The following is a 12,994-nucleotide window of genomic DNA, read 5'->3' on the forward strand; positions in this document are numbered from 1 at the left end:
CGCGCCAGCGTGCCGCCCCACTCTTACCGACACGGAGCCTCCCGTCATGAACAAGACCTACCGCATCGGCCAGATCGTGCCGAGTTCCAACACGACGATGGAAACCGAGATTCCCGCGATGTTGCGGTTGCGCGAGGCGATCCGGCCCGAGCGCTTCACGTATCACTCGAGCCGGATGCGGATGAAGAAGGTCGTCAAGGAAGAACTCGCGACGATGGATGCCGAATCCGACCGCTGCGCGGTGGAGCTGAGCGATGCGCGCGTCGACGTGCTCGGCTACGCGTGCCTCGTCGCGATCATGGCGATGGGCCACGGCTATCACCGCGTGTCTCAGGCGCGCCTCACGAAGCACACGGCGGACAACGGCGCGCAGGCGCCCGTGCTGACGAGCGCAGGCGCGCTCGTCGACGCATTGAAGGTGATCGGCGCGAAGCGCATCGTGGTGGTCGCACCGTACATGCTGCCGCTGACCGAACTCGTGGTCGACTACATCCGCAACGAAGGCTATGACGTGATCGCGTACCGCGCGCTCGAGATTCCCGACAACCTCGAAGTCGGCCGCCACGACCCGGCACGCCTGCCGGACATCGTGAAGACGCTGCCGTACCAGGAGGCCGATGCGATCGTCCTGTCCGCGTGCGTGCAGATGCCGTCGCTGCCGGCGGTCGCGAAGGTCGAGGCGATGACGGGCAAGCCCGTGATCACGGCGGCGATCGCGACGACCTACGCGATGCTGCGCGAACTCGATCTCGAACCGGTCGTACCCGGCGCCGGCGCGCTGCTGTCCGGCGCGTACTGAGCATCCCGCCACTTCGGAGCCTCTCCATGCCCTCGACTTTCCTGTACGGCGCGAACGTCCGCGCGAACGGCATCCGCCAGCACTATCTGCGCTACGGCGGCGCGACGGGCGCACGCGCGTCGCGCCCCGCGATCGTGCTGATTCCCGGCATCACGAGCCCCGCGATCACGTGGGGCTTCGTCGGCGACGTGTTCGGCGCGGCGTTCGACACCTATGTGCTCGACGTGCGCGGCCGCGGGCTGTCCGACGCGTCGCCGTCGCTCGACTACGGCCTCGACGCGCAGGCCGACGACGTCGCGGCGCTCGTCGCCGCGCTCGGCCTGCCGCGTACGAGCCTCGTCGGCCATTCGATGGGCGCGCGGATCGCCGCGCGCGCGGCGCTGCGCGGCATCGGCGGGCTAGAGTCGGTCGTACTCGTCGATCCCCCGGTGTCGGGCCCGAACCGCCGCGACTATCCGGGCAAGCTGCCGTGGTACATCGACTCGATGGCGCTCGCGCGCGCCGGCACCGACGCCGAAGGGATGCGCGCGTTCTGCCCGACCTGGACCGATGCCGAACTGCAACTGCGCGCCGAATGGCTGCATACCTGCGACGAGCGCGCGGTGCGCACGTCATACGAAGGCTTCCACACCGACGACTTCCACGCGGATGCCGCGCGACTGACCGTGCCGTCGCTGCTGATTACGGCCGAGCGCGGCGACGTGGTGCGCGACGACGACGTCGCCGAACTGCAGCGCGCGACGCCGTCGATGCGGCACATGCGCGTGCCCGACGCGGGCCACATGATTCCGTGGGACAACGCGGCGGGCTTCTACGCGGCGTTCGGCGATTTCCTCGGCGCGCCGCTCGCGGCCTGATCGCGCGGCGCCCGCCCCTTTCTTTCACGCCTTTACCGGAGCCGACGATGCCAGTCAGCGATACCCAACTGATCGACGCGTGGAAGCAGGTCCTCACGCTGTCGCGCCTCGAACCGGGCCAGACCGTCACGATCCTGACGAGCGCGGCCACCCATCCGCAGACGCTGTCGTGCGCGCTGATCGCGACGCAATCGATGGGCGCGATCGTCAACCGGCTCGACCTGCCGCCCGTCAATGGCGACAAAGCGTTCAGCCGGGACCCGCTCGCGTATCTCGGCACGACGCCGCTGACCGGCAACAAGGCCGCGATCGCCGCGCTGCGCGAGAGCGACCTCGTGCTCGACCTGATGACGCTGCTGTTCTCGCCCGAACAGCACGACATCCTGAAAGCGGGCACGAAGATCCTGCTCGCGGTCGAGCCGCCCGAGGTGCTGGTGCGCATGGTGCCGACGCTGGCCGACCGTACGCGCGTGCTCGCCGCTGCGAAAAAAATCGCTGCCGCGCGCGAGATGCGCGTGACGTCGGCCGCCGGCACCGCGCTGGTATGCCCGCTCGGCGAGTTTCCGCCGACGGCCGAATACGGCTTCGTCGACGCGCCGGGCCGCTGGGATCACTGGCCGAGCGGCTTCGCGCTGACCTACCCGAACGACCGCACCGCGCGCGGCACGATCGTGATCGACCGCGGCGACATCCTGCTGCCTCAGAAGCACTACGTGAGCGAGCCGATCGCGCTGACCGTCGAAGGTGGTTACGCAACGCGCATCGAAGGCGGCGTCGACGCCGACCTGCTGCGCGACTACATGGAAACCTTCGCCGACCCCGAAGGCTATGCGATCTCGCACATCGGCTGGGGGTTGCAGCCGCGCGCCCGCTGGTCGACGCTCGGCCTGTACGACCGCGAGGCGACGATCGGGATGGATGCGCGCGCGTTCGAAGGCAACTTCCTGTTCTCGCTCGGCCCGAACAACGAAGGCGGCGGCAGCCGCACGACGACCTGCCATATCGACATCCCGCTGCGCCGCTGCACGGTCGAGCTCGACGGCGAGACCGTCGTGCGCGAAGGCCGCGTGACCGACCAACCCGCCTGACAGACGAGTGCCCGACACCATGACCGATCTTTCCCACCACGCCGAAGCGAACGTCTACCGCCAGCAGGGTTTCGGCACGCCGCTGCCGCCGCACGGCAACATAGGGCTGCTGATCGTCGACTTCGTGGTCGGCTTCGCCGATCCCGCGACGTTCGGCGGCGGCAACATCGCGCCGGCGATCGCGCGCACGACGCGGGCGCTCGCGCTCGCGCGCGAACGCGGCTGGCCGGTCGCGCACAGCCGCATCGTGTATGCGGACGACGGCAGCGACGACAACGTGTTCTCGCTGAAGGTGCCGGGCATGGCGACGCTGACCGAGCACCATCCGAACAGCGCGATCGTGCCCGAACTCACGCCCGCCGCCGGCGAACTCGTCGTGCGCAAGACCGTGCCGTCGGCGTTCTTCGGCACGCAGCTCGCACCCTGGCTCGCGCAGCGTGCGGTACAAACGCTGCTCGTTGCCGGCGCGGTGACGAGCGGTTGCGTGCGCGCGAGCGTGGTCGACGCGATGTCGCACGGGTTCCGTCCGCTCGTGCTCGCAGATTGCGTCGGCGATCGCGCGATCGCGCCGCACGACGCGAACCTGTTCGACATGCAGCAGAAATACGCGGCCGTGATGCCGCTCGACGATGCGATCGCGGCAATCGATGCCGTGCACGCGCGCTGAGCCGCCGCGCCGCGCGGGCGGCGGCCCGGCCGTCGCCCGCACCCTCACCCGCCCGTGATTGACGCTGAGGTTTTGGCGACCTAGATTGACCGCGTGCGCCGTCGCGCAAGCCCAGGCCGTCACCCCGCGCGCGGCACGCCGCGTCCGCGCACCGAAGCCCGCGCGCCCGCCGACCGCCCCTCCCCGACAGGACACCTCGATCGTGAACCGCTCCGAACTGCTTGCGCGCGACGGCTGCCTGACCGTGATCCGGCCACCCACGCCGCCCGTCAAGCCGGCGCCCGGCCAACCGGGCAGCCTGTCGTCGTACGTGCCGGCGCTGCCCGAGGTGTTCGTCGCGATTCTCGACGACGGACGCATCCTCGCGTTCAACGGCCACGTCGATCTCGGCACCGGCATTCGCACGTCGCTCGCGCAGATCGTTGCCGAGGAACTCGACGTGCCGCCCGCGCGCGTGACGATGGTGCTCGGAGATACGGCCGCGACACCGAACCAGGGTCCGACCATCGCGAGCGCGACAATCCAGATTTCCGCAACGCCGCTGCGTTGCGCGGCCGCTCAGGCACGGCACGCATTGCTGGCGCTGGCCGCCGAGCGTTTCGGTGTCGACCTCGCGCAGTTGAGCATCGACGACGGAACGATCTCCGCGCCGGCACACGGGCACGCCGCGACGTTCGCCGCGCTCGTCGCGGGGCACCGCGTCACGCTGACGCTCGATCCGAGCGCCCGCACGAAGGACCCCGCCCACTACCGGATCGTCGGCCGATCGTCGCCGCGCGTCGACCTGCCCGCGAAAGCAACGGGCCAGCTCACGTTCGTGCATGACATGCGCGTGCCGGGCATGCTGCATGGCCGCGTCGTGCGGCCGCCGTATGCGGGCCACGACAGCGGCGCGTTCGTCGGCACGTCGCTGGTCGACGTCGATCGCGCGTCGGTCGCCGACGTGCCGGGGCTCGTCGCGGTCGTCGCGATCGGTGATTTCGTCGGCGTCGTCGCCGAGCGCGAGGAACACGCGATCCGCGCGGCGCGCCAGCTGCGCGTCACGTGGCGGCCGCATCCCGCGCTGCCGCCGCTCGATACGCCCGCGGCCGCGATCGCCGCCGCACCCGCGCAACGCCGCGTGCTGCTCGACGAAGGCGACGTCGACGCGGCACGCACGCAACCCGACACGATCACGGTGTCGCGCACCTATGCATGGCCGTTCCAGATGCACGGCTCGATCGGCCCGTCGTGCGCGCTCGCCGACTATCGCGCGCCGGGCGACGGCCGGATCACCGTATGGTCCGGCACGCAGAACCCCGTATCGCTGCGCTACGACCTCGCGACGCTCGTGGCGCGCGACGAGGCCGATTTCGACATCGTGCGAATGGAAGCAGCCGGCTGCTACGGCCGCAACGGCGCGGACGACGTATGCGGCGACGCGTTGCTGCTGTCGCGCGCGGTCGGCCGTCCGGTGCGCGTGCAACTGTCACGCGCGGACGAACATCTGTGGGAACCGAAGGGCGCCGGGCAATTGATGCGGGTGACGGGCACCGTGACGCGCGACGGCCGCCTGCTGGGCTACGACTTCACGACGCGCTATCCGTCGAACGACGCGCCGCTCCTCGCGACGCTCCTGACCGGCGCGATCGCGCCCGAGCCGCGCGTATTCGAGATGGGCGACCGCACGGCCGTGTCGCCGTATGAAAGCCCGAACCGTCGCATAGTCTGCGAGGATCTCGCGCCGCTCGTGCGCGCATCGTGGCTGCGTGGCGTGTCGGCGTTGCCGAACTCGTTCGCGCACGACGCGTTCGTCGACGAATGCGCGGCGCTGATGGACATCGATCCGCTCGCGTTCCGGCTTCGGCATCTCAAGGACACGCGCGCGAGCGAACTGCTGCAGGCCGTGGCCGATCGCGCGGGCTGGACGCCGCGCGCGGGCCGCAACCATGAACACGACGGATCGCGCGTCGTGCGCGGACGCGGTGTCGCGTATGCGCGCTACGTGCACAGTCGCTTCCCCGGTTTCGGCGCGGCATGGTCCGCATGGATCGTCGACCTGAGCGTCGATCGCGTGTCCGGCGAAATCCGCATCGAACGCGTGACGGTCGGCCAGGACACCGGCACGATGATCAACCCGGACGGCGTGCGCCACCAGATTCACGGCAACGTGATCCAGGTATTGAGCCGCACGCTGAAGGAGCGTGTGCGGTTTGCCGAAGGCAAGGTCGCGTCGCGGGAATGGGCAAGCTATCCGATTCTGACGTTCGACGAAGTGCCGGAGGTCGACGTGGTGCTGATGCCGCGGCAAGGCGAGCCGCCGCTCGGCGCGGGCGAATCGGCGTCGGTGCCGGGGCCCGCCGCCGTCGCGAACGCGCTGTTCGACGCGACCGGCGTGCGCTTCTACGCGCCGCCGTTCACGCCCGAGACGGTGCGCGCCGCGCTTCGCGAGGCCGGCCGGCTTCCCGGTATGAAAGCACCTGTCCCAGCACGCGCCGTGTAAGGGTGGTATGCGTCGAGGGCCCCGCCGCGCCGCGCGTCACGCGTCGCCGTCGGCCTCCATCATCTTGCGCAGCAGGTACTGCAATGCGACGCGCTCGCCCGGATTGAGCGGCCCGTACGTGCGCTCGGTCACCTGCCGCGCGAACGGCACCGTGCGGTCGATCAGCGCGAGGCCTGCCGCGGTCGCGCGCACGATCAGCTTGCGGCCGTCGTTCGGGTCGGGCAGCACCTCGATCAGCGCGCGCGTCTTCAACCGATCGACGACGCCGCGGATCGTCGCCTGGTCGATCGCGGTCGCCTTGACGATGTCGTTCAGCGAACACGCCTGCTTTTCCTTGACCGCGCACAGCGCGACGAACTGTGCGGCCGTCAGGTCCGAATCGGGGATCGCTTCCTGGAAGATCGCAACGTGCCGCTGGTAGGCGCGGCGCAGCAGGTGCCCGACCTGGTCGTGAAAGTCGTAGGAATCCTTGGAAGACGCCATGAAGATGAAGGCCCGCGCGGCATGAATGAGAAAGGCAAGCAGTGTACACCCTCGAATCGGCACGATCGTTCGCGCGCCCGCCGCTTCGTTGCGGTACGTCAGGTTCGTCGCGCCCTTTCCGTCTTTCACCTGACGATTGCCCGACCGTGCAGGCCCGCTCACGAACATCGCACCGCGGTGCCAGCCATTCGCGCCGTTCGGCGGGTCGCCGGATGCACGAAGCCGGGCGCACGTATGCGCAGCGCCGGAGCACTTGCGTGCATACACTTCACTTTTGAGTGCACACGCACGAATTTCGTGCATCCGGACCCGTTCATGACGCTCACGGAGATACGTGAATTTTTCCGAATAATTCCCCGAAAAACATGAGGTTTATCCGGCCCATCGAGCGATCTTCATCCATCCGTTTTCATGCCTGTGCGATTCCGTATTTTCTAGTGTGTACGCTATGTAATTGGCGTGCTATACAGACTCCAGCGCGCGGTGAATCTTCGCTCGCGTCGAACGGCCACCCACTTCATCCGTCACATTCGAACAGGGGCAATCCCATGTCTACCGCACACCCGAGCGCCGCCGTCTCCGCCGACGACACGCTGCACGGCGCGCTCTACCGCAAGGTCACGCTGCGCCTGATCACGCTGTTCTGCCTGTGCTATTTCGCGGCCTATCTCGACCGCATCAACATCGGGCTCGCGAAGCTGCAGATGCTCGACGCGCTGAAGTTCAGCGACACCGTGTACGGGCTCGGCGCCGGCCTGTTCTTCGGCGGCTACATCCTGTTCGAAGTCCCGAGCAACCTGGTGCTGCAGCGCGTCGGCGCGAAGATGTGGATCGCGCGGATCATGATCACGTGGGGCCTGCTGTCGGGCGCGACGATGTTCGTGCAGACGCCGATGCAGTTCTACGTCGTGCGCTTCCTGCTCGGTGCCGCCGAAGCCGGCTTCCTGCCCGGCGTGCTGTTGTACCTGACGCAGTGGTATCCCGATGCGCGCCGCGCGCGGATCGTCGCGCTGTTCATGGTCGGCCTGCCGCTGTCGAGCATGATCGGCAGCCCGATTTCCGGCTGGATCATGCGCGCGTTCGACGGCGCGCACGGGCTCGGCGGCTGGCAGTGGCTGTTCCTGCTCGAGGCATTGCCGTCGGTGCTGCTCGGCTTCGCGGTACTGCGCTGGCTGCCCAACGGCATCGAAACCGCGCACTGGCTGAACGCCGACGAAAAGCGCGCGCTGCGCGCGAACCTCGACGCCGACCCGTCCGGCAACAAGAGCCATGCGCTCGGCCGCGCGTTCACCGACCCGAAGGTGTGGGCGCTCGGCCTCATCGACCTGTGCGTGCTGCTCGGGCTGTATGCGGTGAGCTTCTGGCTGCCGACGATCCTGCGCGACACCGGTGTGAAGGACGCGTATCACATCGGCTGGCTGATGGTGATCCCCAATGCCGCGGCCGTTCTCGCGACGCTATATTGCGGCGCGAGCTCCGACCGTGCGCGTGAGCGCCGCTGGCATATCGTCGTGCCGTTCCTGGTGTCGGCCGTCGCGCTCGCACTTGCCGCCGCGTCGTCGCACGGCACGCTCGCGACCGTGCTGCTGTTCTCGTTGATCAACGCGGGCGCGGCCGCCGCGATGCCGGTCGTCTGGGCGTTGCCGTCCACGTTCCTGAAGGGCTCGGCCGCAGCCGGCGGGATCGCGTTCGCATGCTCGATCGCGAACCTCGGCGGCTTCGGCAGCACTTACTTCATCGGCTGGCTGCGCGACACGTTCCACTCGCAAAGCGCGGGACTGTATGCCTTCGCCGCATGCATGCTGGTCGGTTGCGCACTCGCGCTCGCGTATCCGGCGAAGCTCGTGAATCGCTGATGCACATCACGCGCGCGGCGCCGCCAGGTCGTCGCGCGACTGCACGATTCTCCTCATATCGATGCGCACGCAACGATATGCGCAAAAATCGTCACCCGCAGCGCACAACGGACGACGTTTGAAACGCCCTTGCGGCGCGCGTCACTCTCTCGCTGGTTGCATCGCCTTTTTACAAGCATGCAACCCGGACTCGCACGATCCGGCACGGCACGCAACGGCACTGCGTGCCGCACCTTCGCCATACGGGCGCCCGCGCCGATTCCGTCGCGCGGGCACGTCGCTTGCGACATCCGTGCGCCCGCCACCCCGGCGGACGGCAATTCCTTCCTTCAATCCGGCGCTGCGTACCGCGCGATGCCTCGCGCGGCGATACCGCATCGCAATCAGGCTCCCTGAACGAGAGGACGACAATGAAATCCATTCGAACGATAGTGGCCCTGTGCTCGGTCATTTCCGTGCTCGCGGCATGCGGCGGAGACGGCAACGACGTCGGCACCGAACTCGGCATCTCGAAACCGCAGGCGCGCTTCATCAACGCGGTGCCGGCTGGCCCGAATCTCGATTACTACCTGAATGCGAAGGTCGACGCGTCGGGTGTCGCGTACAAGGGCGTGACCCGCTATCACGACATCGACTCGGGAACGACGACCGCAAGCTACGACATCTCGGGCACGACCGCGACGGTCGCGTCGCAATCCTTCGGCGCGGCGAACGGCCATCACTACACCACGATCGCGTTGCCCAGCACGTCGTCGGCGATTTCGGTGATCGATGATCCGTTCGACAAGAAGCTCCTGTCCGACAAGGCGCGCGTGCGCAGCTTCAACGCGTCGCCGAACGCGCAGAACGTCGACGTGTACGTCGTGCCTCCCGGCACCGACATCAACGCGCAAAGCCCGACGCTGGCGGGCGCCGCGTATCAGAACGCCGTGCCGGCCTCCGGACAGGATTCGATCTACCTGAACGGTGGCAGCTACCAGGTGATCGTCACGACGGCCGGCAGCAAGACGCCGATCCTGAAGACCGCGCCCGTGAGCATCAACAACAACGCCGACTGGCTGCTGGTGACGATTCCGTCGGGTGGCATCGGCGACGTGACACCGAACGACGTCCACGTGCTCGTTGCGCAAGGCAACGATGCGGACACGTCCGCGCAGGAACTCGGCCCGCAGTAATGGCCATCGGCGGACCGCCGGCCGGCGGTCCGCCCGGCACCCGTCGATACGTCAGTCGGTCCGCTCGAGGCGGATCACGTGCTCGGCCCGCGTGCTGTCGCCATGCTCGACATCGACGTCGCCGACATACCGGACGCGCCAGCCCGGCCGCGTCGCGATCTGCGGCACGTTACCGCCCGGCCGGCTCTCGATCCCGCCGAGCCCTTCGTCGGGCGTGTCGACCGCGTCGTCGAGCGACGCGTTCGAATAGATCACGTTGTCGTGCCACTCGGTCGCGCCTGCGCGCGCCTCCAGGCCCTTGCCGTCGACGTCGACCGTGTTGTCCGTCATCGCCATGTTGGCGTTGTCGAGCGTGACGATCCGGCCGGCCGCGCGACGCACGGGGTCGCCGCTGTCGACCGCATGTGCGTCGACGTCGATCGGCGGCAGGCCGGTCGGCATTTTCGCCGCGACCGCCTCCGGCGTCAGCGGCCGCTTCGCGACCTCGGCAGCCTGGGTCGCCGCATCCGGCATGTCGCCGGCCGCCGGCGTCTTCACCGGGCTCTTCTCGATCTGTTCTCGCTGCTGTTCCGGGGTTGGATTCGATTCCGCGTTCTGCATCGCACCTCCTGCTCCCGACGGCGTGCGCCGGCATGACGCAACCGGCGCCGCGCCGGGAATCGCTACAACGGTCCTTGCAAATCTTTCACGCGCGGCGCACTGTCCGCGCGTCCTGTGACGCACGTACCGAGCCGCAATGCCGTCACGGCGGCACGGGCAACCTGCCCGCGCACGCCGCGCGCACCCGCCGATCAGCCGCCGCTTGCGCCCGTTGGCGCGGATGCCGCGCCCGGCATGCTCGCCTCGCCGCCGGCCGCGCCGCTGCCCGGCATGCCCGACGGTGCGGTGGACGGCGCCGGCGCCATGCCGCCGGTGGCGCTCGTGTCCGAACTCGCGCCGGTGCCCGTGTCGCTCTTTTTCTGACAACCCGCACCCGCTGCCAGACCGGCGATCAGGATGCCGGCGAAGACGGCCCGCGATACGTGACGAATGGAATATCGCTGCATGACACCTCCGCTGATGTCGATGTGGATGGAACCCGCCAATACGCAATTCGCATGCCTCGCCGACGATCCAGCCCCATTCATTTTTCAAATGACGCCTACCCGAATATTTAATTTCCCATCGCCGTGCCCGCCGCCCATACTCGCGAACAAATCCGAGACATAACGTCCACGGCGGCCGGGCCCGCGCTGCGTGCACACGCTGCCGGTTCGCGCCCCGCACATGGAAGGAGACAAGGCGTGCAACTGGAAGCCACCCACCGCGCGGGCATCGTGCCCGGCGCGGGCGACGCATTGCATCGAACCGATACGGCCACGCGCGGTCCCGCGCTGAGCCCGCGACTACACAATGCCGACCTTGCGCCCACCAAGGCCGAGGGCCGCACCTGGGGCCGCTACAGCATCTTCGCGCTGTGGACCAACGACGTGCACAACATCGCGAACTACTCGTTCGCGATCGGACTGTTCGCGCTCGGCCTGTCGGGCTGGCAGATGCTCGCGTCGCTCGCGATCGGCGCCGTGCTCGTGTATTGCTTCATGAACCTCACCGGCTACATGGGCCAGAAGACCGGCGTGCCGTTCCCGGTGATCAGCCGGATGAGCTTCGGCATCTACGGCGCGCTCTTGCCCGCGATGATCCGCGCGGTGATCGCGATCGCATGGTTCGGAATCCAGACCTATCTCGCATCGGTCGTGCTGCGCGTGCTGCTCACCGCGATCTGGCCAGGCCTCGCCGCCTTCGACCAGGATGCGATCCTCGGGCTGTCCACGCTCGGCTGGATCACGTTCGTCGCGATCTGGCTGGTGCAGATCGGCATCCTCGCTTACGGGATGGAGATGGTCCGCAAGTACGAGGGGCTCGCCGGCCCGGTCATTCTCGTCACGACGCTGTCGCTCGCCGCATGGATGTTCAGCCGCACCGGCGGCCATCTTGCAATGTCGATCGGCAAGCCGATGACCGGCCTGAAGATGTGGATCGAGGTGTTCGCGGGCGGCTCGCTGTGGCTCGCGATCTACGGCACGCTGGTGCTCAACTTCTGCGATTTCGCGCGCTCGTCGCCGAGTGCGAAGACGGTGCGGGTCGGCAACTTCTGGGGCCTGCCGGTGAACATCCTGGTGTTCGCGGCGATCAGCTTCGTGCTCGCGGGCGCGCAGTTCAAGCTGAACGGCCAGATCATCCACAGCCCGACGGAAATCATCGCGACGGTGCCGAACAAGCTGTTCCTCGTGCTCGGCTGCCTCGCCTTCCTGATCGTGACGGTCGCGGTAAACATCATGGCGAACTTCGTCGCACCGGCCTTCGTGCTGACGAGCCTCGCGCCCCACCGCCTGACGTTCCGCCGCGCGGGCCTGATCAGCGCGACGGTCGCGGTGCTGATCCTGCCGTGGAACCTGTACAACAGCCCGGTCGTGATCGTCTATTTCCTGTCCGGCCTCGGCGCGCTGCTCGGCCCGCTGTACGGCATCATCACGGTCGACTACTGGCTCGTGCGCAAGCAGCGCGTGAACGTGCCGGATCTCTATACCGAAGCGCCGACCGGCGCCTATTTCCATACGCGCGGCGTGAACCGCAAGGCGCTTGCGGCCCTCGTGCCGTCCGCGCTGATCTCGATCACGCTCGCCGTCGTGCCGGCCTTCAGCGCGATGACGCCGTTCTCCTGGCTGCTCGGCGCGGCCATCGCGGGCAGCGTGTACTGGCTGACGGCCGATCGCAAACGGCAATACGAGGAGCGCTCGGGCGAACACATCGCGGTCGCCTGCGCCCGACACTGAACGCAGCATACGGAGTGCACCGATGAGAATCCTGGTAGTCAACGTCAACACGACCGAATCGATCACCGACGCCATCGCCGCGCAAGCGCGCGCCGCCGCATCGCCCGGCACGGAGATCGTCGGGCTGACGCCGCGCTTCGGCGCGGAGTCGGTCGAGGGCAACTTCGAGAGCTACCTCGCGGCGATCGCCGTGATGGACCGCGTGTTGAGCTACGACGAGCCATACGACGCGGTGATCCAGGCCGGCTACGGCGAACACGGCCGCGAAGGGCTGCAGGAACTGCTGACGGTGCCCGTCGTCGACATCACCGAAGCGGCCGCGAGCGTCGCGATGCTGCTCGGCCACCGCTATTCGGTCGTCACGACGCTCGACCGCACGGTGCCGCTGATCGAGGATCGCCTGAAGCTCGCCGGACTCGATGCGCGTTGCGCATCGGTGCGCGCGAGCGGTCTCGCGGTGCTCGAACTCGAGGAGAACCCGGCCCGCGCGATCGAGTCGATCGTCGACCAGGCCGCGCGCGCGGTGAAGGACGATCACGCGGAAGTGATCTGCCTCGGCTGCGGCGGGATGGCCGGCCTCGACCGGCAGATCGAGGAATGCACGGGCGTGCCCGTCGTCGACGGCGTGTCGGCCGCGGTCGCCCTCGCCGAGTCGCTGGTGCGACTGAAGCTGAAGACGTCGAAGGTGCGCACGTATGCGCCGCCGCGTCCGAAGCGGATCGTCGGCTGGCCGGGCACCTTCGCCAGATGACGGGCCGCGCAAACGCGTAG

Annotated in this window: 12 protein-coding genes; 10 read left to right on the forward strand and 2 right to left on the reverse strand. The window is 68.2% G+C overall.

Going from position 1 to position 12,994, the window contains the following annotated elements:
• Positions 1–46: 46 nt before the first annotated feature.
• The 5 genes from ACT2FV_RS06400 to ACT2FV_RS06420 all read left to right on the forward strand — a co-directional run bounded on the left by ACT2FV_RS06400 (position 47) and on the right by ACT2FV_RS06420 (position 5,893).
• Positions 47–799, forward strand: coding sequence for a maleate cis-trans isomerase family protein (locus tag ACT2FV_RS06400; RefSeq protein WP_151051327.1), 753 nt, complete (start codon positions 47–49; stop codon positions 797–799).
• Positions 800–825: 26 nt separating this feature from the next.
• The gene (locus ACT2FV_RS06405; protein WP_444503482.1) at positions 826–1,656 is read left to right on the forward strand and encodes an alpha/beta fold hydrolase; all 831 of its coding nucleotides are present in this window, start codon (positions 826–828) and stop codon (positions 1,654–1,656) included.
• 47 nt (positions 1,657–1,703) lie between these two features.
• A complete protein-coding gene (locus tag ACT2FV_RS06410) occupies positions 1,704–2,744 on the forward strand; it encodes a hypothetical protein (protein ID WP_059598778.1) in 1,041 nt (346 codons plus the stop codon).
• A gap of 19 nt (positions 2,745–2,763) precedes the next feature.
• Complete coding sequence (locus ACT2FV_RS06415; protein ID WP_124628362.1) at positions 2,764–3,411, forward strand: isochorismatase family protein; 648 nt, start codon at positions 2,764–2,766, stop codon at positions 3,409–3,411.
• A 202-nt stretch (positions 3,412–3,613) separates the two neighbouring features.
• Entirely contained in the window at positions 3,614–5,893 is a 2,280-nt protein-coding gene (locus ACT2FV_RS06420) for a xanthine dehydrogenase family protein molybdopterin-binding subunit (RefSeq protein ID WP_151051323.1), read from the forward strand.
• Between the two features lie 36 nt (positions 5,894–5,929).
• Here ACT2FV_RS06420 and ACT2FV_RS06425 read toward each other — a convergent pair whose 3' ends face one another.
• On the reverse strand, positions 5,930–6,376 hold the full coding sequence (locus tag ACT2FV_RS06425; RefSeq protein WP_059598821.1) for a MarR family winged helix-turn-helix transcriptional regulator: 447 nt from the start codon (positions 6,374–6,376) through the stop codon (positions 5,930–5,932).
• Between the two features lie 548 nt (positions 6,377–6,924).
• Here ACT2FV_RS06425 and ACT2FV_RS06430 point away from each other — a divergent pair.
• Both ACT2FV_RS06430 and ACT2FV_RS06435 read left to right on the forward strand, forming a co-directional pair.
• Positions 6,925–8,232 (forward strand): MFS transporter, encoded by a 1,308-nt coding sequence (locus ACT2FV_RS06430; RefSeq protein WP_444503483.1) that lies wholly within the window; start codon positions 6,925–6,927, stop codon positions 8,230–8,232.
• Between the two features lie 410 nt (positions 8,233–8,642).
• Positions 8,643–9,407 carry a DUF4397 domain-containing protein gene (locus ACT2FV_RS06435; RefSeq protein WP_059598774.1) on the forward strand — a complete coding sequence of 255 codons (765 nt, stop codon included), beginning with the start codon at positions 8,643–8,645 and terminating at the stop codon, positions 9,405–9,407.
• Positions 9,408–9,458: 51 nt separating this feature from the next.
• Here the strand turns inward: ACT2FV_RS06435 and ACT2FV_RS06440 are convergent, their stop codons facing one another.
• Positions 9,459–10,007 (reverse strand): DUF3005 domain-containing protein, encoded by a 549-nt coding sequence (locus ACT2FV_RS06440; RefSeq protein ID WP_124628370.1) that lies wholly within the window; start codon positions 10,005–10,007, stop codon positions 9,459–9,461.
• 114 nt (positions 10,008–10,121) lie between these two features.
• On the opposite strand from ACT2FV_RS06440, the gene ACT2FV_RS06445 reads away from it, so the two are divergent.
• From ACT2FV_RS06445 to ACT2FV_RS06455, 3 genes are all read left to right on the forward strand, one after another.
• Positions 10,122–10,370: a hypothetical protein gene (locus tag ACT2FV_RS06445; protein WP_444503484.1), complete on the forward strand. Its 249-nt coding sequence runs from the start codon at positions 10,122–10,124 to the stop codon at positions 10,368–10,370.
• 320 nt (positions 10,371–10,690) lie between these two features.
• Positions 10,691–12,223: an NCS1 family nucleobase:cation symporter-1 gene (locus ACT2FV_RS06450; protein WP_444503485.1), complete on the forward strand. Its 1,533-nt coding sequence runs from the start codon at positions 10,691–10,693 to the stop codon at positions 12,221–12,223.
• 22 nt (positions 12,224–12,245) lie between these two features.
• Complete coding sequence (locus ACT2FV_RS06455) at positions 12,246–12,974, forward strand: aspartate/glutamate racemase family protein (RefSeq protein WP_124628374.1); 729 nt, start codon at positions 12,246–12,248, stop codon at positions 12,972–12,974.
• Positions 12,975–12,994: the final 20 nt, after the last annotated feature.

The organism is Burkholderia sp. PR2 (assembly GCF_052372875.1).
In the GTDB taxonomy this organism is placed as follows: domain Bacteria; phylum Pseudomonadota; class Gammaproteobacteria; order Burkholderiales; family Burkholderiaceae; genus Burkholderia; species Burkholderia diffusa.